24 protein-coding genes are annotated in these 26,364 nt (G+C 43.5%); 16 read left to right on the top strand and 8 right to left on the bottom strand.

What is annotated here, in order from left to right:
• Positions 1 to 29: 29 nt before the first annotated feature.
• A complete protein-coding gene (locus tag QUF73_16640; protein ID MDM5227791.1) occupies positions 30 to 3,113 on the top strand; it encodes an efflux RND transporter permease subunit in 3,084 nt (1,027 codons plus the stop codon).
• A gap of 338 nt (positions 3,114 to 3,451) precedes the next feature.
• Here QUF73_16640 and QUF73_16635 read toward each other — a convergent pair whose 3' ends face one another.
• The gene (locus tag QUF73_16635; protein MDM5227790.1) at positions 3,452 to 4,675 is read right to left on the bottom strand and encodes an MFS transporter; all 1,224 of its coding nucleotides are present in this window, start codon (positions 4,673 to 4,675) and stop codon (positions 3,452 to 3,454) included.
• Between the two features lie 188 nt (positions 4,676 to 4,863).
• Between QUF73_16635 and QUF73_16630 the strand changes: the two genes are divergently transcribed.
• Positions 4,864 to 5,430, top strand: a complete 567-nt coding sequence (locus QUF73_16630; protein MDM5227789.1) for a hypothetical protein — start codon at positions 4,864 to 4,866, stop codon at positions 5,428 to 5,430.
• A 65-nt stretch (positions 5,431 to 5,495) separates the two neighbouring features.
• Positions 5,496 to 5,630, top strand: a complete 135-nt coding sequence (locus QUF73_16625) for a BA3454 family stress response protein (GenBank protein ID MDM5227788.1) — start codon at positions 5,496 to 5,498, stop codon at positions 5,628 to 5,630.
• A gap of 48 nt (positions 5,631 to 5,678) precedes the next feature.
• Here the strand turns inward: QUF73_16625 and QUF73_16620 are convergent, their stop codons facing one another.
• Complete coding sequence (locus QUF73_16620) at positions 5,679 to 6,167, bottom strand: hypothetical protein (protein MDM5227787.1); 489 nt, start codon at positions 6,165 to 6,167, stop codon at positions 5,679 to 5,681.
• A gap of 399 nt (positions 6,168 to 6,566) precedes the next feature.
• Positions 6,567 to 7,340 carry a general stress protein gene (locus tag QUF73_16615; GenBank protein MDM5227786.1) on the bottom strand — a complete coding sequence of 258 codons (774 nt, stop codon included), beginning with the start codon at positions 7,338 to 7,340 and terminating at the stop codon, positions 6,567 to 6,569.
• 180 nt (positions 7,341 to 7,520) lie between these two features.
• Here QUF73_16615 and QUF73_16610 point away from each other — a divergent pair, with 180 nt between their 5' ends.
• From QUF73_16610 to QUF73_16555, 12 genes are all read left to right on the top strand, one after another.
• A complete protein-coding gene (locus QUF73_16610; GenBank protein ID MDM5227785.1) occupies positions 7,521 to 8,723 on the top strand; it encodes a DHHA1 domain-containing protein in 1,203 nt (400 codons plus the stop codon).
• 180 nt (positions 8,724 to 8,903) lie between these two features.
• Positions 8,904 to 9,221 (top strand): DUF3870 domain-containing protein, encoded by a 318-nt coding sequence (locus QUF73_16605; protein ID MDM5227784.1) that lies wholly within the window; start codon positions 8,904 to 8,906, stop codon positions 9,219 to 9,221.
• Positions 9,222 to 9,403: 182 nt separating this feature from the next.
• Positions 9,404 to 10,228: a M55 family metallopeptidase gene (locus QUF73_16600; protein MDM5227783.1), complete on the top strand. Its 825-nt coding sequence runs from the start codon at positions 9,404 to 9,406 to the stop codon at positions 10,226 to 10,228.
• A gap of 13 nt (positions 10,229 to 10,241) precedes the next feature.
• Positions 10,242 to 11,174, top strand: coding sequence for an ABC transporter permease (locus QUF73_16595; protein MDM5227782.1), 933 nt, complete (start codon positions 10,242 to 10,244; stop codon positions 11,172 to 11,174).
• The gene (locus QUF73_16590) at positions 11,174 to 12,130 is read left to right on the top strand and encodes an ABC transporter permease (GenBank protein ID MDM5227781.1); all 957 of its coding nucleotides are present in this window, start codon (positions 11,174 to 11,176) and stop codon (positions 12,128 to 12,130) included. The genes QUF73_16595 and QUF73_16590 overlap by 1 nt, the downstream gene beginning before the upstream one ends.
• A gap of 4 nt (positions 12,131 to 12,134) precedes the next feature.
• Positions 12,135 to 13,133 (top strand): ABC transporter ATP-binding protein, encoded by a 999-nt coding sequence (locus tag QUF73_16585; GenBank protein ID MDM5227780.1) that lies wholly within the window; start codon positions 12,135 to 12,137, stop codon positions 13,131 to 13,133.
• Between the two features lie 108 nt (positions 13,134 to 13,241).
• On the top strand, positions 13,242 to 14,870 hold the full coding sequence (locus tag QUF73_16580; protein MDM5227779.1) for a peptide ABC transporter substrate-binding protein: 1,629 nt from the start codon (positions 13,242 to 13,244) through the stop codon (positions 14,868 to 14,870).
• A 312-nt stretch (positions 14,871 to 15,182) separates the two neighbouring features.
• Positions 15,183 to 16,103 carry an LD-carboxypeptidase gene (locus QUF73_16575; protein MDM5227778.1) on the top strand — a complete coding sequence of 307 codons (921 nt, stop codon included), beginning with the start codon at positions 15,183 to 15,185 and terminating at the stop codon, positions 16,101 to 16,103.
• Positions 16,104 to 16,116: 13 nt separating this feature from the next.
• Positions 16,117 to 17,223, top strand: coding sequence for a dipeptide epimerase (locus QUF73_16570; protein ID MDM5227777.1), 1,107 nt, complete (start codon positions 16,117 to 16,119; stop codon positions 17,221 to 17,223).
• A gap of 33 nt (positions 17,224 to 17,256) precedes the next feature.
• On the top strand, positions 17,257 to 18,186 hold the full coding sequence (locus QUF73_16565) for a C40 family peptidase (GenBank protein ID MDM5227776.1): 930 nt from the start codon (positions 17,257 to 17,259) through the stop codon (positions 18,184 to 18,186).
• 2 nt (positions 18,187 to 18,188) lie between these two features.
• Complete coding sequence (locus QUF73_16560) at positions 18,189 to 19,199, top strand: dipeptide ABC transporter ATP-binding protein (protein ID MDM5227775.1); 1,011 nt, start codon at positions 18,189 to 18,191, stop codon at positions 19,197 to 19,199.
• Between the two features lies 1 nt (position 19,200).
• Entirely contained in the window at positions 19,201 to 19,986 is a 786-nt protein-coding gene (locus QUF73_16555; GenBank protein ID MDM5227774.1) for a serine hydrolase, read from the top strand.
• A 146-nt stretch (positions 19,987 to 20,132) separates the two neighbouring features.
• Here QUF73_16555 and QUF73_16550 read toward each other — a convergent pair whose 3' ends face one another.
• From QUF73_16550 to QUF73_16530, 5 genes are all read right to left on the bottom strand, one after another.
• Positions 20,133 to 20,858, bottom strand: coding sequence for a YqcI/YcgG family protein (locus QUF73_16550; GenBank protein MDM5227773.1), 726 nt, complete (start codon positions 20,856 to 20,858; stop codon positions 20,133 to 20,135).
• 106 nt (positions 20,859 to 20,964) lie between these two features.
• Entirely contained in the window at positions 20,965 to 21,396 is a 432-nt protein-coding gene (locus QUF73_16545) for a DUF4395 domain-containing protein (protein ID MDM5227772.1), read from the bottom strand.
• 122 nt (positions 21,397 to 21,518) lie between these two features.
• Positions 21,519 to 23,204: a mechanosensitive ion channel gene (locus QUF73_16540; GenBank protein ID MDM5227771.1), complete on the bottom strand. Its 1,686-nt coding sequence runs from the start codon at positions 23,202 to 23,204 to the stop codon at positions 21,519 to 21,521.
• A 613-nt stretch (positions 23,205 to 23,817) separates the two neighbouring features.
• Entirely contained in the window at positions 23,818 to 24,711 is an 894-nt protein-coding gene (locus QUF73_16535) for an EamA family transporter (protein ID MDM5227770.1), read from the bottom strand.
• Between the two features lie 138 nt (positions 24,712 to 24,849).
• Entirely contained in the window at positions 24,850 to 25,287 is a 438-nt protein-coding gene (locus QUF73_16530) for a DNA starvation/stationary phase protection protein (GenBank protein ID MDM5227769.1), read from the bottom strand.
• A 185-nt stretch (positions 25,288 to 25,472) separates the two neighbouring features.
• Here QUF73_16530 and QUF73_16525 point away from each other — a divergent pair, with 185 nt between their 5' ends.
• Entirely contained in the window at positions 25,473 to 26,357 is an 885-nt protein-coding gene (locus tag QUF73_16525) for a sulfite exporter TauE/SafE family protein (protein MDM5227768.1), read from the top strand.
• The last annotated feature ends 7 nt before the right edge of the window (positions 26,358 to 26,364 follow it).

Raw genomic sequence — 26,364 nt, 5'->3', positions numbered from 1 at the left:
TAACAAGTCAATTAAGGGTAGGTGCACAAGTGAAAGGTTTAGTGAATTTTGTCCTGCAGAATAAACTTGCAGTCTGGCTGTTAACAATTATTATCACGGTATCTGGCATCTATTCAGGTACGCGGATGAATATGGAGACCATTCCGGATGTCTCAATTCCATACTTAATGGTAATGGACGTATATCCGGGGGCGACTCCTGAAAAAGTGATGGAAGACGTGTCCATCCCAATTGAAAAAGCCGTAGAAGGCCTTGAAGATGTTAAATCAGTTTACTCAAATTCATATTCTAACATGTCAAATATCCAAGTGGAATATGAATATGGTATTGATATGGACGAAGCCAAGCGGGCTCTCCAATCAGCTCTTGATACAGTGGAGCTGCCGGAAGGAGCACAGGAACCTTCCATCACTGCCATCAGCATGAATATGATGCCGGTTGCTGCACTGAGTATTAGCAGTAAATCAGAGGATATTGTTGAGTTAACCTCAACTGTAGAAGATATCATACTGCCAAAAATTGAAAAAATCGATGGTGTGGCGTCTGCAACCATCACTGGGCAGCATGTGGAAGAGGTGCAGCTCACATACAACGAAGAAAAACTGGCTGAGCTGGAGCTGACTGAAGATAAAGTAAAGGAAATGATCCAGGCAAGCAACATGGCTGTATCATTGGGGCTTTACGAGTTTGAGGAAGGAGAACAGGCTGTCGCAGTAGACGGCAAGTTCATGACCGAGGATGAATTAAAGAACATGCTCATCCCGGTAACGCCAACCGCACAAAACCAGTCACCTTTTGTGAAGCTGAGTGACATTGCCGAGATTGATACCGTCGGCAGAGTGCAGTCCGTTTCCCGTACCAATGGTGATGATGCCATTGCGATCCAAATTGTGAAAGAACAGCAGGCAAACACCGTTGAAGTGGTCAACAGTGTCAAGGATTTAATCAAGGAAGAAAAAGAAAAGGTCGAGGGTCTTGTTATAGATCTTTCACTTGACCAGGGTAAGCCAATTGAAGAATCTGTTTCAACCATGATTGAAAAAGCCGTGTTTGGCGGGCTGATCGCAGTCTTGATTATTTTGCTGTTCCTGCGTGATTTTAAATCCACGATTATCTCAATCGTATCTATTCCAGTTTCGATTTTCATGGCTTTGCTGCTGCTGAACTGGATGAATATTACCTTGAATATTATGACACTTGGAGCTATTACGGTTGCCATCGGCCGTGTAATTGATGACTCTATCGTTGTGGTTGAAAATATTTACCGCCGCCTGCATTTAAAAGAAGAAAAACTAACAGGGCGGGCACTTATTCGAGAAGCTACGATCGAGATGTTCAAGCCAATCCTTTCCTCGACATTAGTAACGGTTGCTGTATTCGCACCGCTCATTTTTGTAGGAGGCATGGTCGGTGAGCTGTTTATGCCATTCGCTTTGACGATGACATTTGCGCTTGGCGCTTCACTCCTTGTGGCCATTACAATCGTTCCAGCTCTGTCTCACTTCTTGTTTAAAAAGAAACTGTACAGTGAAAAAACGGAAGGAAGCCATAAAGAAGCTGGAAAGCTATCAAAATGGTATAAAGGCATTCTTGAGAAATCTCTTAATCATAAGATTATTACATCCATCATTGCGGTAGTATTGCTGGCGGGCAGCTTAGCTCTGACACCAATGATCGGATTCAGCTTTATGGGCAGTGAAGAAGAGAAAGTGATGTATCTAACATACACGCCTGAAGCTGGAGAACTTAAAGATGAAACACTAAAGAACGTTGAAGCAGTAGAAGAAGAGATGCTAAAGCGTGATGATATTGACATCGTTCAAATATCTGTAACCGAAGAAGCGGATCAAATGGCTGCCATGATGGGCGGAGGAGCAGGCGGAGCCTTAATGTACCTGATCTTTGACCCTGAAATGGATAACTTCCCTGAAGTCCGTGAAGAAATAGAAGATTATGTGTTTAATATCGGGCAATCAGGTGAATGGAAGAGCCAGAACTTCTCATCTATGTCCGGTTCAACCAATGAAGTCAGCTACACATTCTATAGTGAAGATTTAGATAAACTGAATGACTCTGTCAAAATGGTAGAAGACGTAATGAAGGAAAATGAAGAATTGGAGGATGTTTCTTCAAGTGCAGAAGACGCATTTGTTGAATATACCTTCAATGTTGAGCAGGATGAACTGCTGCAGTACGGTCTGACAGCCGGACAAATTGTCATGATGCTGAATCCGTCAAACACCAAGGATGTTCTGACAACGATTGAAAAAGACGGTGAGACGCTTGAAGTCATTGTCCAGCAGGAGCAAGCGGAACAGCCGAAATCCATTGATGATATCCTGGCAACACAGGTACCGACAGCGATGGGTACAACTATGCATCTTTCCGAGCTTGTCACAGTGAAAGAAGGTATAACGCATAATACGCTTGCCCGCAGTAAAGGCGAGTACTACGCAACCGTGTCAGGTACGGTGAAAGGCGATGACATCTCAAAGGCTACTTCTAAAACAGATGAAGCGATTGATGAATTGGATCTGCCTAAGGGTGTAACAGTCGGAGTTGCGGGCGTTCAGGCAGATATGACTGAGACGTTCACACAGCTTGGCGCTGCGATGCTTGCAGCCATCGCGATTGTGTACTTCATTCTGGTCGTTACATTCCGTGAAGGAGTGGCGCCGTTTGCGATTCTCTTCTCCCTTCCATTTGCCGTGATTGGTTCTTTCGTTGGCTTATTAATTGCTGGCGAAACCATTTCTGTATCGGTCATGATGGGACTATTAATGCTAATTGGTATTGTAGTAACCAATGCCATCGTTCTGGTGGACCGGATCATCCATATGGAACGTGACGGGCTGGTCATGAGGGAAGCGGTGCTGGAAGCAGGAGCAACCCGACTTCGCCCAATCCTGATGACAGCCATTGCGACAATTGGTGCCTTAATTCCATTGGCCATCGGCTCTGGCGGCGGAGGGCTTATCTCCAAAGGCCTTGCGATTACCGTTATCGGCGGTCTGACAAGTTCGACGCTATTGACCCTTATCATTGTGCCAATCGTGTATGAAGTATTATCTAAAATGTTTAAGAAAAACCGCAGAGAAATCGAAGAAAACTAAAAAGAAGCCCTGCAGGATTAAAAAGCCTGCAGGGCTTTTCCGTTTTTTAAGCAGCTATAATTATTAATTCTTCTGCGATTTTCGTTGGAATTAAATTTTTCATTAAATTTGCGGTGTCTTTCAGTGCCAATATCTAATATTTTTAGAGCCTGTGCGAGGATATCGGTCAAATTTCCTTTTTATCGGTCGCATCACCATGGGAATCGGTCAGATTTTTGTTTTATCGGTCACCTCACCATATTTATCGGTCAAATTCTTACTATATCGGTCACTTCGCGTCACATCAGCTTTCCAGCCGGATCATAGTGCAAACATTACTCAAGCTCTGCACAAAAATTTTAAATACCCCTAGTAAACTCCCTCTTTTCTTTTACAAGATCCACTCTTGAAAACAGAAGCGCATATATTATGGTAAAAACAAGATATGCCAGGCCAATGATCAGACTAAGAGTTCTTGGTGCAAATATCTCCAGCAGGAATCCCGCTGTACCCATGGAGATAGCCAGGGAAAGGTTTGAAACCATCTGCATTAAACCAAAAAAGGTTCCCTGTTTGGATCGGGGGATAAATTTCATCATGACCGTGTCCAGGCAGATGTTGCCAAGGCCGCCCGCTAAGGTGATCAGTACAACGGTGAAAAGTGCTGAATAAAAGCTTGGTGCGAGGCTTAATAAAATATGGCCAGTACCTTCTAAAGCAATAAAGATGATCGCGAGTAGCAGGAGGCCCTTCTTGATGATATGAGAAAAAAATGAACTTAGAATGAGTCCAATCCCCAATGCGCCATACATAAACCCAACGCCCAATTCTCCCATATTAAAAACTTCCAGCCCATAAATGCTTACAAGAATATTGTCAATTCCATTGGCGAGCGGCATGGTCAGCATCATAATAAAAAAGGCAATCAGTGCAGACGAGCCAAGAATAAGTCTCGCTGGTGAAACCGAACCGGATGTTTCTGTTTTTTTCCTATTTTCCTCAGAAACAGCTGGGAAAACCATCCTTGAGATTAGATATGCTGATAACAAGAAGGTAAGGCCGTTAATCATGAAAGCAGCATTGTTTCCCAGAAAGTAGGCAAGTATTCCTCCGGTGCTTGAACCAATAATGAGGACGGCTCCGATCATGATTTGTTCAATCGCGTTCACATATATGAGTCTATCTGATTTTACAAGAGCAGGTATCGCAGACATCCTGGCCGGAGAGTAGATCGCTTCTCCCATTGAGATGAGTAATGCACTTGCGTAAACAATCCATAAATCCCCTGCTTCCCTTACGAAAAGCAGCCCCAGGACCGCAGGCACTCTCAACAAGTCTACTGTCACCAGAATGGCCTTTTTGGAAAAGCGGTCTGCGAGCATTCCTCCTAATGGAGCAATGAAGAAAAAAGGTGCCATGCGGATGGCAAATAAGAGGCCAATCGCTACTCCGGAACCTGTTACGTGGTATAGCAGGGCAAGCAGCGCAACCTGTGTGAATCGATTACCGATTCCATTAATGACGCCAGCCCAAAAGAGCTTTTGATAATTTTTTTCCTGTTTCCATACAGTCCAATTCGTCATTTTTTCCGCACCTCAGCGAGTGTTAATTCGATATATATCTAATTTGCCGATAGAAATAATTAATTAGATAAATATCTAATTAGATTATATTCGAATTAGTTTGTTTTCACAATCATAAATTTTACATTTTTTTGTAGAGATGAAACTTTATCCTATGCCTAATCGTAATAATTAGTAAGGAGGCGGGTATGATGAAATTAATTTTTGAGGCACTATTTCTGTTAATTGTTATCTATTACAGCTATTATTACATCATTTTAATAACGAAAATGAAGAAAACTGCTCTCGTCCCTTTTGGCAAGAATGACCTGAAAACAGTAAGGAAATTCCCCCAGAAATCTGCGGATGCCCCTGTTATCTCAAAGAATAAGCTGGGACTAACGATGTATGCTGTCATGCTGGTTTTTCTAATCGCTATGTTTATATTCGGAAAATATAATATGAAATTCAGCTGGACGTATCTCTATCTTCTGTTTATCCCTTTAATCAATGCCAGGGATCTGCTGAATGTATTTGCTGTCTATGATGACGGCTTTATTAGCGGAAGCAAATTTGTCCCATGGAAAAAGCTGCAATCCTTTCATTTCAAAAAAATCGATCTGAATCATAAATACTATGGATATTCTCAAGAAGTAAATGACGGCTATGAACTTATCCTTAAAACAAAAATGGGCAGCCATAGCCTTGTTGTAACGGAAGAGGAAATGAAAGAAAGGCTGGCCAGTATTTTTGAAGAGCATGTGAAAACGGCATAGAAAAGTTTTAAATCGTCCTTTTGTTGGTATTTATATAGTAAAACATCAGGAAAGGATCAAGAGAGATGAAAGAAATTACAGTAACTGTTGACTATGAAGGTTTAAAATATCAAACGAATATCCTTACAAATAAAGAAGCCGGCGACGAGGAAATTTTAAAGCAGGCAGAAGACCAGATCAGAAAACAGCTGAATAATTGAGAATAAAAATTACCCCCTTAATCAGAAGATAAGGGGGTTAATTGTGGGTCAATGCAATTTTTGATTTAGTTTTTGCTGCAGCAATTCAATTTTATTCGGCAGGACAAATAAGTACTCTATTAGACTCTCTAAGAGCTCCATCAGCAAAGACGCCATCTCCTGATCAATATCTTTTTCAAGATCAAGCATCTGGTAAAAGGCACTGCCTGGCTGTGCCAGCTGGCTTAAAGATTGCAGAGGCCTTGCTAAATCAACATGCTCCGGCAGCTGTTCAAACTGCTTGGAAAGGTTTTGCCCCTTTACCTCTTCACCGAGAAAGTTTTTTAGTATGCTTTCAAGTACCCGTTTGGACATCACGGCAGTAGCTACTGTATCTTTTGAATAGCTGACATTTAAAGCCGATCGGTAGGCTCTTGTCAGGTCTCCAGGCACTTCCTTTATTTTCTCAAGCTGAGTCAGGAGCTCTTTTGCTGAATTGGGATCATAGATATAGAGAATAGTCTCGTCGCTGGATTGTTCAGCTTGATTAAGAATCATGATAAAAACCGATTCCTTTTTGCAGGCAGAACAACTCCCGTGGGAAAGTATGCTGGACTTGCTTGTATGATTATAATTTGCCTTTATCGTAAAAAGGCTCGGTTTACTGCATTTAGGGCACTCGCATTGGACACTTGATGGTATCTTTTTATAACCAAATTGACTATGAGAAATAATTTGTGCTGGCAACACTCTTCTCATTATCATTTCCCCCCGCTAGATTTCTGTTTTTCCATTCCATTACATTTAAGTATAACTTTGAAAAATTATATGGACAAACCTGAAAAATATGGAATTTTTTCAATGCGTATCCAGTATGGATATGTGAGAGCTGCTGCCATTATCTATATAGGCGCAAAAAAGGAGCTCATCCCATTCTTGGGAAAAGCTCCTTTTTCTTTATCCTTTATAAGGGTTATTGCGGTTCTCCCTTACGTTATTAAAATCATAAGCATCTCTGTAGCGGGTATCCACATCATCGTTGTAGGCCGAAACAGTACGGTCTGTATAGTCATCTGTTTTCGTGTCGTCAAGCTTTTCGCTTAGCGGACGGTTTGAGTCCAGATTCTCATCTGTCCAAACACTGCTGCTGTTTCTGGTGTTATCCTTAAAAGCATTCGTTCCGCGGTCAAGCTCCCCGGGATTTAAAGGGTCAGCGTTTGTATAGGTTGTCCGGTCTCCTTCCAGAACAGAACGGTTTGTATCTGTATAGCCGTCAGTAAAATCGCCGGAATTAGTCTCAGGATCGACTAACACAAGGATTTTCCCTGATTTGACATCAGCTTCATAACGGTGTGCTTCCTCTTCAGGAATGCCCATGCCGATAAGTGCTCCTGCAATACCGCCGGCACCTGCGCCAACAGCAGCTCCTGTTAATGTAGCAGCGATTGGTCCGGCTGCCACAATCGGCCCGATTCCGGGAATTGCCAATGCGCCTACACCGGCCAGAAGACCTGTTAATCCACCCAAAATTCCGCCTGTAGCCGCTCCGGCAGCTAATCCTTCTTCAGTTTTTGTGCCTGTTTCTTCTGTAACGGCATCCACATCATCTTTATTTTTGCTGATTACGGAAATGTCTTCAGGGCGGTATCCCTCCGCTCTTAACTTTTCAACCGCTTGTATAGCTTCCTGTTCTGTATCATATGCACCTACAATATGCTTGTTTGTTGCCATGTTCATCATCCTCCTTATAATTTATTGCTTATCTATAGGTGTACATACCTTTTTCATCACAGCCATAAACCGCGTGGATAAAATTACTAATAATTTCCCCTTGACTAATAAGTGGCTTGACCTGTAACTGCATAATCGGTAGTTTAAAAATAGAATAGGCACAAGGAAGGTTGGTTCGCTTTGAAAAAACTTTTTTATAAAGACCCATATATCCAAACATTTGAAACGGAACTTGTATACCAGGCAGCAGATGATATGGAAAAGGTATATGCCGTCCTGAAAGAAACGGCCTTTTATCCAACTGGCGGAGGACAGCCGCATGATGAGGGAACACTCAATGGCGTTAAAGTGGTGGATGTCGAAGAAGTGGAAGGGGAAATCCGTCATTATTTAGAAAGGGAATTGGACCCGTCCATTTCCAGGGTATCAGGAGAAATCGATTGGAACAGACGGTTTGACCATATGCAGCAGCATGCAGGACAGCATATTTTATCGGCTGCCTTTGAAGAGCTTTATGGCTATAAAACGGTCAGCTTTCATTTGGGCAAAGAAACATTAACTATTGACCTGGAAATCAGTGAATTGCCAGTCCGGCATGCAGAGGAAGCGGAGAGGCTGGCAAATAGCATCATTCTTGAGAACCGTCCAATTGAAGCCAGGTGGGTGAGTGCGGAAGAAGCTTCCCAATTCCCGCTTCGCAAGCAGCTGTCTGTCAGTGAAGATATTCGGCTTGTGATGATTCCGGAATTTGATTATAACGGTTGCGGCGGAACCCATCCATCTTCAACCGGCCAGGTTGCAGGCATTAAAGTATTAGACTGGGAACGCCAAAAAAAGAAAATCCGTGTGCAGTTTATCTGTGGGAGCCGGATCCTTGCGCAGCTTCAGACCAAACATGAGATTACAAAAAATCTTAGTCAGCTTCTTAATGCACCAGAACAGGACTTGCCTTCAGCAGCCAGCCGTTTGATTGAGAATGGAAAGGACCTGGAGAAACAACTGGAAGCAGCAAAGGAAGCACTGTTAGCTTATGAAGCTAAAGAAATGTTCACAGCAGGGAACGGAGAGTGGATCAGCAAAGTCTTTGAGGGACGCTCCATTCAGGAGATGCAGAAACTGGCCCGTCTAATCGCCTCCCAATCTGAAAATGCTGTTGTTATCCTAATCAATGAAACCACCGATAAACTCCAATTTGTTTGCGCCAGGGGATCAGATTCTGAGTCTGATATGAAGGGCCTTGCTGCAGAACTTCTGCAGAAGATTAACGGCAAAGGCGGGGGGAACCCTCAATTTGCACAGGGTGGGGGAGACAAGCTCATGAGCGGGGAGGACCTGCTGCAGTATGCACTAAGACTTGCCGGGAAAAGCAGCACTGAAAACTAATTATGTAATATTTAAAAGGAACAGCTGTAATTGATAAAATATTTAGAAAAGTATTGAAAAGTGATTGTAATAGAGCCTCTGTTGTATTACAATTTTGGTACGGGCCATGCATTATAATGAATGTTTATGATAACCTCATAAACGCCTCATATAATATCCGGTTCTGCAGGAGGCAAGTTCATGTACAGACAAAATACCGTCTATATTATCGGAGACAGCAAAACATCATTGAACAATCCGATTATGCAAAAATACAATGGCTTCTTTATAGGTCTTGTAATTGACAGGGAAACAGATGAAATTGTAGATGCAGAATGCTCATCTACCATTAACTTAACCTCATTATTTATTAAATCTATATTTGTCGGCAAATCCATACTGGAAGCAGACAAGGTAATGGAAGAAATCGAAAGCCGCTACTTCGGCTCCTCGCAAAAGGCACTAATGGTTGCCTTTAAAAATGCCCATATAAAATATACACAAATTATGAATAAGTAGTGCTGCTTTTTCTGTTTTCCGCAGATGAAATCCAGCTATCAGAGAAAAGCATTATTTTCTCCGATAGCTGGATTTTTTGCATTCTGCCTGTATAAAAAGGTAGATTACAGGTGAATTTTACAGAAAATATCAAATAATCTATAATATAAAACTATAATAATATAATATTTGGGGGATTCTTAATGAAGCTTTATCTATCGGTTGATATGGAAGGAATAACAGGTCTGGCTGATCACACTCATGTAGACTCAACGAAGCACAATTATGAACGCAGCAGGGTGATTATGACTGATGAAGCAAATCATGTGGTAACAGCTGCCTTTGAAGAGGGCTGCAGCGAGGTTATTGTAAATGACAGCCACTCGAAAATGAATAACCTGCTGATTGAAAGGATGCACCCTGAAACACAGCTGATTACTGGCGATGTAAAGCCATACTCAATGGTTCAGGGTCTTGATTCAACCTTTAGCGGTGCCATGTTTGTTGGTTATCATGCACGTGCTTCCATGAAAGGAGTTATGTCCCACTCCATGATATTCGGTGTAAGGCATATGTACATCAATGACCATGCCATTGGGGAAATGGGCTTTAATGCCTATGTGGCAGGTTATCATGGCGTACCGGTTCTCATGGTGGCCGGAGATGACCAGGCGGCTCTGGAAGCGGAAAAATTAATCCCGAATGTCACTACTGCGGTTGTAAAGGAAACGATTTCCCGCTCAAGCGTGAAATCGCTGACACCTGCAAAAGCCGGACAGCTTTTAAGAGAAAAAGCAGCAGAGGCTCTTAGCAGGAAGGATCTTGTAGAGCCGCTTGTTCCGCCTGAAAACCCTTTATTGAAAATTGAGTTTGCCAACTATGGCCAGGCTGAGTGGGCTGCTTTAATGCCTGGTGCAGAGATAGAAGAGAATACAACCATTGTCCGCTATCAGGCTAAAGATATTCTAGAAGCATACCAGGCAATGCTGGTGATGACTGAGCTGGCCATGAGAACTACATTCTGTTAGGAAGTGTTAATGAATGACTGGATACATAATGAAACGCCTTATCGCAATGGTCGTCACACTTTGGTTCATTATCACTCTGACTTTTTTCTTAATGCATTCCATACCTGGGTCGCCTTTTAATGAAGAAAGAAATACAAGTGAAGCGGTCCAGCGGAATCTGGAGAAATTCTATCATTTGGATGAACCGCTCTATGTCCAATATGGGATGTACTTGAAGTCCGTTGTGACATTCGACTTTGGGCCATCTATTAAAAAATCTTCCCAGACGGTAAATGAAATGCTCGGACGGGGTTTTCCAGTGTCTTTCGAACTGGGAATCGTCACATTGATCGTGGCGGTTTTTTCGGGAATTGCTCTCGGAATCATAGCTGCCCTCCGGCACAATGGCTTTATTGATTATTTAGCGATGACCATTGCTGTTCTGGGAATATCTGTGCCAAACTTTGTGCTTGCCACACTGTTAATTCAGCAGCTTGCTGTCAACCTGGCAATCCTGCCGGTGGCTACCTGGTCAAGTCCGAAGCATATGATTATGCCGACTCTGGCGCTTGCGACCGGGCCCATGGCGATTATCGCCCGTCTGACACGTTCAAGCATGCTGGAAGTGCTGACGCAGGATTACATAAAAACAGCCAAAGCAAAAGGCTTATCACCAGTGAAAATAGTGTTTAAGCATGCACTGAGGAATGCCCTTCTGCCTGTCGTAACTGTATTGGGGTCCCTGGCAGCGAGCATTTTGACAGGTACGTTTGTCATTGAAAAAATCTTTGCCATTCCTGGAATGGGAAAGTATTTTGTAGAAAGCATCAATACACGTGATTATCCCGTCATAATGGGGACCACCGTTTTTTACAGTTCTATATTGATTATTATGCTGTTCCTTGTGGACATTGCATACGGAATTTTAGACCCGAGAATTAAGCTTCACAAAAAGGAGGCGAGCTAATGGAACTGCGCAAACAGCATGATAACCGCAACCTTGCACCCGATATTCCGGATGACTGGTTTGTGCCTAAGGCCAAGGACCAGGATGCAGCGGAAGCAGTTGTAAGGCCGAGCCTATCCTATTGGCAGGATGCATGGCGCCGGCTTTTGAAAAATAAGCTGGCAATGGCAGGGCTATTCTTTCTTATTGCTTTAGCCTTTATGTCTATTTTTGGACCGATGATTTCCCCGCATAGTGTATCTGAGCAGTCTCTGACTAATCAGAACCTGCCGCCATCATCGAAATATTGGTTCGGCACTGACGAGCTGGGCAGAGATGTATTCGCCAGAACATGGTATGGGGCAAGAATTTCCTTATTCGTGGGGATCGTTGCTGCTATGATTGATTTTGCAATCGGAGTCATCTATGGCGGTATTGCCGGCTATAAAGGCGGCAGAACAGATAATGCCATGATGAGAGTTGTGGAAATTCTTTATGGACTTCCTTATTTGCTTGTTGTTATTTTAATCAGCGTCGTAATGGGACCTGGTTTGTTCACGATTATTTTTGCCCTTTCTGTGACGGGATGGGTCGGGATGGCCCGAATTGTCCGCGGTCAGGTTCTGCAGATTAAGAACTATGAATTTGTACTGGCATCAAAGACTTTTGGGACAAAAACTTCAAGGATTATTAAGAAAAACCTGCTTCCGAACACGATGGGCCCTATTATTGTACAGATGACACTTACCGTTCCTTCAGCCATCTTTGCAGAGGCGTTCCTGAGCTTTCTGGGATTAGGCATTCAGCCTCCTTTTGCCAGCTGGGGATCCATGGCCAATGATGGGCTGTCTACAATTCTATCAGGTCACTGGTGGCGCCTGTTCTTCCCTGCCTTTTTCATCTCCCTGACCATGTTTTCGTTTAATGTTCTGGGAGACGGATTGCAGGATGCCCTCGATCCGAAGTTAAGGAGGTAGCAGCATGGAGAAAGTACTGGAAGTAAAAGACCTGCATGTCACATTTACCACTTATGGCGGAGAAGTCCAGGCTGTAAGGGGTGTAACATTTGATCTGTATAAGGGGGAAACCCTTGCGATTGTCGGTGAATCCGGCTGCGGAAAAAGCGTGACTTCCCAGAGCATCATGCGGCTGATTCCCTCCCCGCCCGGAAGAATAGCTGATGGCGCTATCCTTTTTAAAGGGAAGGATCTGACCAAATTAAAAGAGTCCGAAATGCGGGATATTCGCGGTGCAGACATTTCGATGATCTTTCAGGATCCAATGACGGCTTTGAACCCTACGATTACCATTGGAGAGCAAATTATAGAAGGAATTATGCAGCATGAAACCATTTCCCGGCAGGATGCCCGTAAAAAGGCCCTGGAAATGCTTAATTTAGTTGGGATTCCGAATCCGTCCGAAAGATTGAAGCATTATCCGCACCAGTTCAGCGGAGGGATGAGGCAGCGGATTGTGATTGCCATGGCGCTTGTCTGTGAGCCCGAAGTGCTGATTGCCGATGAACCTACAACCGCACTTGATGTGACCATACAAGCACAAATATTGGATTTGTTTAAAGATATCCAGAAGAAGACTGGAGTATCCATTATCATCATTACCCATGACCTTGGCGTTGTCGCTCAAGTAGCGGACCGCATTGCCGTCATGTACGCAGGGAAAATAGTGGAAGCCGGAGAACGAAGGGAAATCTTCTACAATCCACAGCATCCCTATACGAAAGGCCTGCTGAATTCAGTTCCGCGTCTTGATCTTGACGGAGCCGATCTTGTTCCCATTGGCGGATCGCCGCCGGATTTATTCGCTCCGCCGGCTGGCTGCCCATTTGCTGCCCGATGCGGCTTCGCAATGGAAGTATGTGACCGGGTCTATCCATATAAAACTCATTTAAGCCGGGATCATCATGTAGATTGCTGGCTCCAGGATGAGCGGGCACAGAAAATGCTTGCATCCGTAAAATAGGTTTTTCCTTTCACAGTGCCAGACCGGTACAGTGAAAGTTATGATTCTATCAGCTGTCAAACAGGCAGCTGATAGGTAAAGAAATATATTTTAAGAGGGGGAAAAAGAATGAAAAAGTTTTTATCACTGCTGCTGGCAGGCGTATTGCTATTTGTTATGGCAGCCTGTACGGCAAATGAAGATGCCGGCAAAGAAACAGACAGCAAGGATGATGGCAAGAAAGAAGAAGAAAGTGCTGAAAAAGTGCTTTATTTGAACAATGGCCAGGAGCCGACTTCGTTTGACCCTCCTATCGGGTTTGACTCTGTTTCCTGGAGCGCACTGAACAACTTGATGGAAGGTTTGACCCGTCTTGGGCAAGATCATGAACCAGAAGCAGCAATTGCTGAAAAATGGGATATTTCAGAAGATGGAAAGACTTACACCTTTCATATCCGTGAGGATGCAAAATGGTCAAATGGCGATGCTGTAACTGCTGGTGACTTTGAATTTGCATGGAAGCGCCTTTTAAATCCTGATACAGGTTCTTCAGCAGCTTTCCTTGGCTACTTCATTGAAGGCGGAGAAGCTTATAACAATGGGGAAGGATCAGCTGATGATGTAAAAGTAAAAGCAGTTGATGATAAAACGTTTGAAGTCACTTTAGTTAGTCCGCAAGCTTACTTCTTAAGTGTGATCACAAACCCGGCGTTTTTCCCAATTAACGAAAAAGTTGCAACAGAAAACCCGAAGTGGTTTGCTGAGGCTGAATCTTTTGTCGGAAATGGTCCTTTCAACTTAACGGAATGGGAGCATGACAGCCATTTTGTGATGGAGAAAAACGATCAGTATTGGGATGCTGAGACTGTAAAGCTTGATAAAATTCACTGGGCAATCATTGATGATACAAATACAGAATATCAAATGTATCAATCGGGAGAACTGGATGTATCTGATGTACCTTCTGAGCTAAGTGAGCAGCTGCTGGGAGAAGCAAAAGTTGAAGACCAGGCTGGAGATTATTTCTATCGATTTAATGTAAACATGGAGCCATTCCAGAATCTAAACATCCGTAAAGCATTTGCGATGGCAGTTGACCAGCAGCAAATGGTTGATTTCGTCACAAAGAATGGTGAAAAGCCAGCATATGGATTTGTTTCTTATGGTTTTGCTGATCCTTCAGGAAAAGATTTCCGTGAAGTTTCGGGAGATCTTGTAAAAACAAATGCAGAAGAAGCAAAGGCATTACTTGAAAAAGGCATGGAAGAAGAAGGCTATGATAAGCTTCCGGAAGTTACCTTAACATACAGCACGGATGATACACACAAGAAAATAGCTGAAGCACTTCAGCAAATGTTCAAAGAAAACCTTGGCGTGGAAGTAAAGCTTGCCAACATGGAATGGAATGTATTCGCTGAAGAACAAAAAGCGCTTAAATTCCAATTATCACGCAGCTCATTCCTTGCTGACTATGCAGACCCGATCAACTTCCTTGAAAACTTCCAGACAGGACATTCCATGAACCGCACTGGCTGGAGCAGCGAGAAATACGATCAGCTGATTAAAGATGCAAAGAATGAAGCAGACGAAGCCAAACGCTTTGAACTGATGTATGAAGCTGAAAAGATCTTATTCGAAGAAATGCCGATTATCCCTATCCATTTCTACAACCAGGTTTATCTCTATAATGATGCTGTTTCAGGAATTGTCCGCCATCCGGTTGGATACATGGAGCTTAAATGGGCAGATAAGAAGTAATACATTCGGCTTGATGTGAAAGTGACAGGAAAAGGGGTGTTCGTGTGAACATCCCTTTTTTTCAGAAGATCATTTTTTTGAAGAACAGGGATCTTTGAAACTTGATAACTGTCTAGCTCCGAGCACCATCGGCTCGAGGTCTTAAGCTTGTCGCCGATAAGCGGGCGCTCTGCGCTTTTCGAATTATTTCCCGAAAAATAATACATTTTCCCGAATTTTAGCTTATATCCTCGACAATCATTTCATTTCCCAAACAATGCTTTTGCTGAAGGAGCATATAATGCTAATAAACAATTAAAAGGATGTGGCAGCATGGCAATGAAACCTCAGCGCCTGGAAAAAGGCGATGCGATTGGAATTATAGCACCGGCAAGTCCGCCCAATCAGGATAACCTGAAGCGATCCCTGGCCTTTTTGAATGAACTTGGCGTAAAGGTTAAGATGGGCGAGCATGTGACTGATCAATATGGTTACCTGGCCGGGAAGGATGAAGACCGGCTGGCGGATTTACATAACATGTTTAAGGATGAGGAAGTCAAAGCCATTATTTGCGCAGGCGGCGGCTATGGCACAGGAAGAATTGCATCCCAAATTGACTACAGCCTTATTAAAGAAAACCCGAAAATTTTCTGGGGCTACAGTGATATTACTTTCCTGCACACCGCAATTCGCCAGCAGACGGGATTGGTCACCTTCCATGGCCCGATGCTGGCATCCGATATTGGCAAGGAGGATGCGGATCCGCTATCAAAGCAATATTTTAACCAGTTATTCAACCCTGTAAGCCTTGACTATCCTGACGGTATTTCCAATCTGGAGACAATGGTAAGCGGGAGTGCCTCAGGAACCTTAACTGGCGGAAATTTGTCTCTCCTGGCCAGTACAATAGGAACACCATATGAAATAGATACAAAAGATAAGCTTGTGCTTATTGAAGACATCAATGAAGAGCCCCGTGCGGTCGACCGCATGCTAAACCAGCTGCATATGGCCGGGAAGCTTGAGGATGCGGCCGGCTTTATCATCGGGGACTTTAATAATTGCGTCCCGGAAAGAGAACTTTCCTTAGAACTGGATGAAGTGCTGGATACGTATATAAAAAGGGTGAATAAGCCGGCTGTAAAAGGCTTTAATATCGGCCATTGCTCTCCTCATATTTCTGTGCCTTTAGGTGTCATGGCGGAATTGGATGCGGCCGGTAAAAAGCTGATAATCGAAAGCGGCGTTAAGTAAAAGGGTGGTATAGATGAAAATAAACACGATCGAAACATTTAGAGCTGCGGTACCACTGAAAAAACCATTTAAAACAGCTTTGAGAACGGTTGAGACAGCTGAAACGATTGTTGTAAAGGTAACTTGCGATAACGGTATTGCCGGATGGGGGGAGGCCCCTCCAACTGTGGTGATCACAGGAGACAGCCTATCAAGCATAGAATCCGCCATTCATCATGTATTAAAGCCAATGCTGGTCAATAAGAGCCTGCTAAACTATGAGGATATCTTCCAGGGAATTCAGTCAGCTTTAATAGGAAATTCAAGTGCAAAGGCAGCAGTGGATATGGCATTGTATGATTGTCTTGCACAGCAATGCAAACTGCCCCTTTACCAATTTTTGGGCGGTCATAAAAATGAGGTGGAAACGGATTATACGGTAAGCGTGAATGGGCCGGAGGAAATGGGAGAAGATGCTGTTTCTTATGTTCAGCAAGGCTTTAATGTCCTTAAGGTGAAGGTCGGCAAGGATGATATTTTAACAGATATTGAGAGAATTAGAGAAATCCGCACACGGGTCGGATCTAAGATTAAAATCCGGCTGGATGCCAATCAGGGCTGGAAATCAAAGGATGCTATCTATGCCATCCGAAAAATGGAAGCATTGGACTTGAATATTGAGCTAGTCGAACAGCCTGTGAAGGCCTGGGATATAGAGGGCCTTAAGCAGGTTACCGATGCGGTAGATACACCGATTATGGCAGACGAAAGTGTCTTTTCCCCGAAGCAGGCATTTGAAGTCATTAAAACGCGAAGTGCTGATTTAATCAATATTAAGCTGATGAAATCAGGCGGCATTTATCAGGCGCAGATCATCAATCAGCTCGCTGAAGTATGCGGGATGGAGTGCATGGTGGGCAGCATGATTGAAACCAAGATTGGCATTACGGCCGCAGCACATTTTGCCGCAAGCAAAAAGAATATAACCCGTTTTGATTTTGACGCCCCATTGATGATGGCAAAAGAAATTGTGGAAGGCGGAATCCATTATTCCGGCCGCAAAATCACCCTTCCGTCCGAACATGGTCTTGGCATCAGGAATGTATCGTTAATAATGAACAAGCAGGAACTGACTTCCTGATGAATTAAGAATATTAAAAAGGAGGAATTCGTTTTGGCAATTCAGCAAAAATGGCTGGTTTCGGTTCCTGCTGCGACCTTGTGGACAGCAAGCGATTCATCGAGAGAAATAGACCTTGAAGCCATCACTAATCCAGTTAATCTGGATTCCTGGCTTGAAAAGCTCACATATGAGCCCCGGCTGGAACTTTGCAACCGGAATCTTGTGCAATCACAAGTTCTGTACGGAGAAGAAGTGATTGTATTGGAGGAGAAGGATGGGTGGGTACATGTTGTTGTCCCGAGCCAGCCTTCTTCAAAAGACGAGAGGGGATACCCCGGCTGGGTGCCAAAAGCCCAGCTGACGAAAAATGAAGATTGGAAGCTTGATAGCAGAAAGACTGCGGTCATTCAGAAGAAAAAGGCAACTCTCTATTCTAATGATAGAGAGCCCGAACTTGTTCTAAGCTATCAAACCATACTCCCAGTGTTGAAAGAAGAGGCAGATTGGATTCAGGTGCAGATACCAGAGGGAGCAGGATATCTAAAACCTGAAGATGTGCAGGTGTATGAATCAATAGAGGCTATAGGGAAAGGCAGCGGAAAAGACATCATCGATGCGGGGGAACAATTTATAGGCCTGCCATATCTATGGGGCGGCATGAGCAGCTTTGGATATGACTGCTCAGGCTTCAGCTATTCTATGTGCAAAGCAAATGGATTTATCATCCCCCGTGATGCCCATGATCAGGCGGAAGCAGGAAATCCGGTTGAACTTGACGCTATTGAATCCGGGGACTTATTATTTTTTGCTTATGAAGAAGGAAAAGGTAAACTCCATCATGTAGGAATCTATTATGGTGATGGAAAGCTGCTTCATTCTCCTAATACCGGTAAAACCATCGAAATTATTGACTTGAAAGACACCATCTATGAAAAGGAATTGTGTGCAGCTAGACGTTACTGGCAAGAGACGGGGGAATAAACATGTCAAAAGAAGCACTGTTAAAGGTCAATCATTTGAAAAAGCACTTTTCAATGGGGAAAGGACAGACTCTGAAGGCTGTTGATGATGTCTCCTTTCAAATCAAACGAGGAGAAACCTTCGGGATTGTCGGCGAATCCGGCTGCGGAAAGTCAACCGCGGGGCGTACGATTATTGGTTTATATAACCGTACAGAAGGCGAAGTCATTTATGACGGAAAAAATGTCCATGCCATGACTGAAAAAGAAAGATTTGCTTTTCATAGAAAGATGCAGATGATCTTTCAGGATCCATATGCTTCGTTGAATCCGCGTTCAACCGTCCAGGAGATTATTTCGGAGCCCATGGAAGTGCATGGGTTATATCGGAACAAGAAGGAACGGCTTGAGCGGGTCTATCAGCTTCTGGAGGATGTGGGTCTTAACCGCGATCATGCCAACCGCTATCCGCATGAATTCAGCGGCGGACAGAGGCAAAGAATTGGAATTGCCCGCGCTTTGGCGCTTGATCCGGAATTTATTATTGCTGATGAGCCGATCTCCGCACTGGATGTATCGGTACAAGCCCAGGTAGTAAATCTGCTTAAGGGGCTTCAAAAGAAAAAAGGCCTGACCTACTTATTTATCGCCCATGATCTCTCGATGGTTAAACATATCAGCGACAGAATTGGCGTTATGTATTTGGGGAATTTAGTGGAATTAACAACAAGCGAAAACTTATATAAAAATCCGCTTCACCCTTATACACAGGCCTTGCTGTCTGCGATTCCCATCCCTGACCCTGATGTCGAGGATCACCGGGAAAGAATCATTTTGGAAGGGGAACTCCCGAGTCCAATGAATCCGCCAAGCGGCTGCGTATTCCGAACGCGCTGTCCTTATGCGATGGAGGCTTGTGCTTCCATGAAGCCTGAATGGCAGGAGATTGAGAAGGGTCACTTTGTGGCCTGCCATTTATATAATGAAAAGGTAACGGGCGACCATAACCGGCCGCAAGTAGCCGCTGCGAAATAAAATGAACTTTCATACTCTTAAAAAAGAAATTCTTGATTTGGCCAGCTGCTGTGAAGGACGTGTGGCCGTATACATCCATACAGAGGATGGTGTAATCGAAACAAATGCCGATGACGTTTTTTCATCCGCAAGCTTAATTAAGGTTCCGATTTTACTTGCAGGGCTTTCACAGGCGGAGAAAGGGCTGCTTCAGCTTGATGAAGCAGCAGAAGTGAAGGATGCTGCCCGGGTTGGCGGAGCCGGGGTATTGCAGGCCATGTCCAAGGGTCTGAAGATGAAGTTCATAGACTTAATGACGCTCATGATCATTGTATCTGATAATACAGCGACTAATCTCATCATTGAAAGACTGGGAATAGAGAAAATCAATCAGCTAATCAAAGGTTTGGGATATAATTGCACAGAATTAAACAGGAAGATGATGGATTTTGAGGCATTGAAAAACGGCATGGACAACACCACGACTGCCAGGGATATAGTTTATGGCATAAAGGCATTGGCAGAGCAGTCCCTTTTATCCGGGAAATATACACAAAAAGCACTGGAGATATTGGAAAAACAGCAGTATAAGAACAAACTTGCAAACACAATGGATACGGAAAAAGTCAAGGTTGCCAGCAAAACAGGCGAACTTCCCGGAATAGAGCATGATTGCGCCATATTTACCCATAAAGGAAACACAGTTTACGCCGCTGTACTTGTTGACCAGCTTCAAAGTCAGGCAGCCGGCGGAGAAGTACTGTCCTCAATCGGCAGTCGCATTAATCAATATATAACTCATAAATAAGGAACCGTTTACAAAGAACGGCTCCTTATTTATTTATGCAGTTTTTGCACGCCAGGCAGATCACCGATTTACCCGCTTAGTTCATTGGAGCGGAAGGCGGAAGATCCTCCAAAATAATTCGTGCGCAAGGCGCTGTGCTTTCAAAATTATTTATGATGAAAAGGGCATTTCCCTTCGATTGGTTTAATGTCATCACCGATAAAGTATTGTTTCCACTCACGGTGTTCGGGATCGCCATAGTGGCTGATGTTTGGATGGGTAGGGAGGCCGTCCCATTTTTCAACCCGTTCCCTTACTTTTTCTCTGGACATGATGCCGCCTTTAGAGGTGCCTTCAAGGCCTTCAAAAATGCGGCGCGGCTGGAAACCGAGCACAAGGCTGCTGCCTAGATCCCTCGTCTTTCTCTGCTTGTAGGCAGGCGCATTTCCAAACACAAAGAATGGCTCCTCCGCAAAAGAAAATGCCCATAAATGATGGTCAGGATCTGTCGGATAATCCTTCGGCCAAGGCTTTGTATCAACCTTATGCAAATACTGCAGGATATTCCAGAAATATTCTCTGTAATGTTCAAGCGGTTTTTCGTCTTTTTCCGGCTCCACAAATACAAACAGTCCATGGCGAATCAGTTTTGGTGCGTCAAAAAGCTCGATAAATGATTCGAGGGCTTCCGGCAGGTTAGACCAGTCCTCCTGTGTAATATAGGCATATCTCAATTCGCCGCGCATTTCAGCAGTCATTCCAAAATAGCACGGGAAGGTTTTATCTGTAACCGTATCATGAAATGTTTTATATTCTTGAATAACCCACTCTGGCACAATTTCGGGGTTAGTCATATCTTCTTTTGTTAAAAGAAACTTACTGGCAGTTTTCATTTTTTCACCTCAGAATGATTTACTTATGAAATATGTACCCCTTAAAAAGTCCTTTGAAACTAGCTGGGTGGAAAAGGAAAAGAAAAAGACAGCCATGGTGGCTGCCTTAAGCTTTATCTAACGATTTTCGGTATTTATATTGATTGAGCTGAAAGCGGATAAAACAGCCTATGCAAAATCCCAGAATGGCAATAAATGCTGATAGAGCTACCATAGCTGTAAAAACATACCCTGCAGCTGTCCAGCCCAGGAGAAAGCTGATTAGGCCAAGCGCCAGGCAGGCAACGGCAATCACTTGATTAAATTGCTGCTGCTCCCAGTCTTCGGGAATGTAATCAGCAGGATTTTTTCTTAGAAAATGTTTTGCTGTACGCATAATGGGATTGTAGCCGAACAATAGGCCCATTATACCTGAAAGGAGGGGAATGGCGAGAATCCATGCTTCTCCGGTAAGCCACGAAGCTAAAACACTTAATACGATCGACCATTGATTGGTTCTTACGAGCGGACGGGGAATAGAAACCGGTGTATTTGCCAATTATTTTCCGACCTTTCTCATTGGTTTTATAGGTATTATTAGTTTACTTAAATTGCAGGTTTTTGTGAAGAGAAAAAGCCTGGAAAATAAAAAAGCACGCCCAAAGGGACGTGCTTCCAATATTATTTCAATGGCCCATTGTTTTCATCCATCCGGTTATTGCGCGGATTTAACGGGTCATTTGCCGGATTCATAGATGGATCCGGACTTGTTGGGTTAATCGGTTTATCAGCACTGCCAGGGGCATAGCCTGGTTTCATCTCCGGCATAGCCTTTTTAATCACTGCTTTCGTATCAGCATCTTTATTAATGGTTGTTTCTTCAATTTTCCGATCAAGCTTTTGAAGATACTTGGCAGCAAAGTCTTTCCCTCCCAGACCAAATGATAAGCCGAATGCCAGTGCAAGTGCACCAAGCGTCAGAATGAACGCAGCATTGACAATGGAAGCGGCAAGACCAAGCTGATCAAGTGCCATAAAGACTGAAATCGCGATAATGGCTGCCTGAGCGACATTGGCAAGGAAATTATAATGCGGTCCTTGAAGAACCGTGCTCAGCAATTTCTTAACCAGACTGCCCAGCCACAAACCTACACCAAGAATGACAAGAGCTGCAATCACATGAGGAAGATAGGCAATTACACCTGTCGCCAATGTTACCAGGAAGTCAAGTCCAAGGATATTAAGAGCCTGCACCACAAACAACAGGACAATAATCACTTCTGCAATATAGCCAATTACCTGGGAGAAGCTTAAACCATTGCCTGCTGCAGCAGACTTGTTTAATCCCATACCGGAGAAGTAAGAATTCAATCCGATTCGCTCGAGTAAACTGGAGACGAATTTGCGGACCCATTTTCCGAGCCAAACACCAATCAGCACGAAGAATATAGCTACAGCAATATTCGGCAGCATCGTCAGGACATCATTCAGCATGGCAATAGCAGGTCCTGAAATGCCTTCAATATCCAATCTCTCGAGAGCGGCAATGACTGTTGGAATTAGAATAAGAACAAACACAACTGTGCCAATCACAGATGCCAGGCTTGTCCCTTCAAACAATCGGTTTAAGCCTAATCTTGCCGTCAGTTTTTCACTCCCAATAGCCTGCAGGAAATTCGTTACGATATCGCGGACGATTTTCGCAACAAACCAGCCGACAAATAAAATCAGGGCTGCTGCGAGAAGCTTAGGCAAAAAGGCCAGGATGCTTTCAAGCATGCCGGTGAACGGTCCGGCGATTCCATTCAGGTTTAGAGCTCCCAATACAGCCGGCAGGAATACCAGCAATGTCAGGTAGAAAACAATTTTAGCTAGGTTATCAATAACATTGGCAGGCTGCTCTTTATTGTCTGTTAAATTCCATTTGTTCAGCTTTTCATGAACTTTGAGCGTTTTGCCGCTTTTTCTGATCAGCAGGCTGAGTCCAGTGGCGATAAGCCATGCGAATAATAGAATTAGAGCTGCCTTTAAAATGCTCGGAACTGCTGCCATTATGGAAGAGAACATGCCCACAAGCGGTGCAGCAATAATATCGAGATCTAAAATATTGAAGAACAGAATAAATACGAACACTAACAGCAGATAAAAAATAATCTTGCTGATTATTTTTTCAGAAGAATATTTTCTATTTGCTTTATCGGGGAATACTCTGTCATCAAGGCTGGTTTTGCGCAGACCCTTTAAAACGGCCTTTTCGATTGCTTTTGCAATAATCCATCCAACTAATAATACTAATAATGCTAATAATAAATCAGGCAGTTTGGCCAAAAGGTAATCAAATCCGCCCCAGTACCGATTATTGTCCAATATTGTCACTCCTTAAAAGAATTTGTAGAATTGCATACTTTCATATACCCACTGCTTTTAGGAGTAAACAGTCTTCTTTAAATAGACTTTTATGAAAGAGAATATCGTAAAGAACCCTGCGCTAATTTCGGACAGTAGGAGGTGAATTCTGGTCAAGAGAGTCCGAACCTGGTGCAACTTCGGACAGTAGGAGGTGAATTCTGGTCAAGAGAGTCCGAACCTGGTGCAACTTCGGACAGTAGGAGGTGAATTCTGGTCAAGAGAGTCTGAACCTGGTGCAACTTCGGACAGGGGAAGATGAATTCTGGTCAAGAGAGTCCGAACCTGGTGCAACTTCGGACAGTAGGAGGTGAAATCTGATCAAATGAGTCCGAACCCGGTGCAACTTCGGACAGTATGAGGTGAAATCTGGTCAAGAGAGTCCGAAGCTGGTGCAACTTCGGACAGTAAGAGGTGAATTCTGGTCAAATGAGTCCGAACCTGGTGCAACTTCGGACAGGAGAAGAAGAAATCCGCAGGAGAGAGTCCGAACCCATGCAACAGCCTTTAAAGAAAAAAGACTTTGGAGTGGATCTCCAAAGTCTTCTGAAAATAATTTTTGCCGTAAAACTCCTTACGTGCTAAAACGATTCTTTGCTGCTTTTTTAAATGAGAACTGCGGAATGCTGATTCCAATCAGGATCAGCACAATTCCAAAAGTCTGTGCTTCAGATATTCTTTCGCCAAGAATCAGCATGGCAGCAGCGACAGCAGCCGGGAGTTCGGCAGAACCTACAATTGTGGCAAGCCCTGAATCTAAATGGGGTGAACCGATTGCAAAGAATACAATTGGGAAAATGGCGCCAAACAATGCCATCAGCAGCCCGAATTTCCATAGGCCTTCAAGCTGAATGCCGCCGCTTATTAAGACCGGGCCGGAAACAGCTGCAACCAAAAGAAGTCCGCCAAATGTGATGAAGATGCTCCTCTGGATGGTTGGAATTCCTTTTCCAGCCTTGCCGCTCGCAAAAATGAATACGGCAAATGTAACCGCTGATAATAAGCCATAGATCAGTCCATCAGCTTGAATAGGATGTGACCCGGAATTCATCAGGTTGCTTGCAAATACAGTTCCTATAATAAGCAAGATCGAAGAAATGATTTTTGTTTTGCTGGGCATCTTTCTTTCATATAGGGCTTCTAAAAGAATCCCTATCCAGGTGAACTGAAATAAGAGAACAACAGCGATGGAGGCCGGATTCCGATCAAGGCTCATTCCATACAGAATGCCTGTTAAACTTAAGGAAGCACCGGTCAATAACAAAGCTGCTGTTTGTTTAAGGGTGATTCTCGTTCTTTTGATAAATGGGAAAGAAAGCAATAGCAAAAGGAGCCCAAATAAATATTGGCTTCCGGTCAATTCAGGGACAGAGTGGCCGGCCTGTAGTCCGAGCTTTACAATGGATGCCAGAATGCCATAACTGCATGCGCCAAGAAAAATAAATAAAGAATATTTTAAGTTTGCCATTATGGATACTCCTTTCTGAAGATGATATCAGGCAATCAGGTCAATCATAACATCTCAGTGAGCCTTCAGGGGAAAGACTTTTTCTGCACAAAAATAAGAGCCAGTGATTTTTCTCACTGACTCTTTCTTTATTATCGATTATTCTCCTAAGTAGGCATTTAACATCCAAATATGCGTATCCAATTTTTCCATAAGACCGATGGCAAAGTCGCCTGTCACTTGATCTTCCTGCTCCTCAGCAAGCTGGGCTAAAGAAATTAATTGTTCTTTAATATGTCTATAATCGGAAGCAAGAGCGGCAACCATGTCTTCTGCTTTCTTTTCCCCATTGGACTCTTCAAGAGTTGTGATGTTTAAGAATTCCTTAAATGTCGCTGCTGGTGAGCCGCCGATTGCAAGCAGGCGTTCAGCTGCCTCATCCACAACTTCCGCTGCTTCATTATATAATTCTTCGAACTTTTCATGAAGGGTAAAGAAAAGCGGGCCTTTTACAAACCAGTGGTAGCGGTGCAATTTAGTATAAAGAACACTCCAGTTTGAGATTTGTACATTTAATGCTGCATGTAATTTTTCCATTTTTATATTCCCCCTATGTCATTTATATAATTATTATAACAAATATTAAATTAAAATCAATACTTATTTATAATAATTATAAATAAAGTAAATTCATAATCCACAGTATAACCTTGGCTGATTATGGTAAAGTGGTATAGTGCCGCTCAATTGGCAAGACATACAGGTTAGTGAGGATTTTTTTCATGGAATATTTCTTATTTATTACGCTCGGAGCGCTTATTAGTGTGCTCTCTGGATTTTTTGGGGTAGGGGGGGGATTCATTCTTACTCCGACACTCATGCTGTTTGGCTTTTCTCCGGTAGAAGCAATCACCACGAGTTTGCTTTTTTCAATTGGAACCTCTCTTTCAGGCATCTTCGCTCATATCAGGATGAAGAATATACGGCTTAAGCAAGGGCTGATTCTTGGACTAAGCGGCATGGCAGCTACTCAGGCCGCCCATCCCTTTGTGCTGTTTCTTGAGGAAAAGGGATGGGATATGTGGGCAGTTCCTTTGTTTTATATCATTCTGCTGTCTTATTTTGCTTTAGGTATGTTAAAAAGAGGGAAAAAGTCCGGCTCAGGTGCCAGTCAGCCTTCTGAACATTCTCCGGCCATTGTAAAAATGTTGCTGATTGGATTTTTTGCAGGGTTTGTTTCTACAACATTAGGTGTGGGCGGGGGCTTTATTATGGTGCCTTTATCGGTTGCCTATTTAGGGATGATGCCGAAAAAAGCAGTAGGAACCAGCTTGTTTGCTATTCTGCTGATCGTCACTGCAGGCTTTGTTTCTTATGCTTCCACCATATCCATTGACTATTGGATTGGCATTTCCCTGGTAGGAGGAGGCCTGGCTGGGTCACAATTTGGAGCGAAGCTTACCTCCTATTTTGAAAACGAAGAGATCACCTATATGCTCGGAGCCTTATATATGGCTACTGTGGCAAGTGTGATTCTGAAATTAATACACTTGAATTATACCGGCTTACTGGTGATGGCCATCTTTGTCGGCGGATTTTTAGTAAGAAGCCTTGTGAAAATGCAGAAAGCAAATACCCGCACAAAGGCAAAAAAGGAGAGACCATAATGGCCTC

It is taken from the genome of Cytobacillus sp. NJ13 (assembly GCA_030348385.1).
In the GTDB taxonomy this organism is placed as follows: Bacteria; Bacillota; Bacilli; order Bacillales; family Cytobacillaceae; genus Cytobacillus.
The sequence above is the reverse complement of the archived record's forward strand: the minus strand, read 5'-3'. Positions and strand labels throughout refer to the sequence as shown.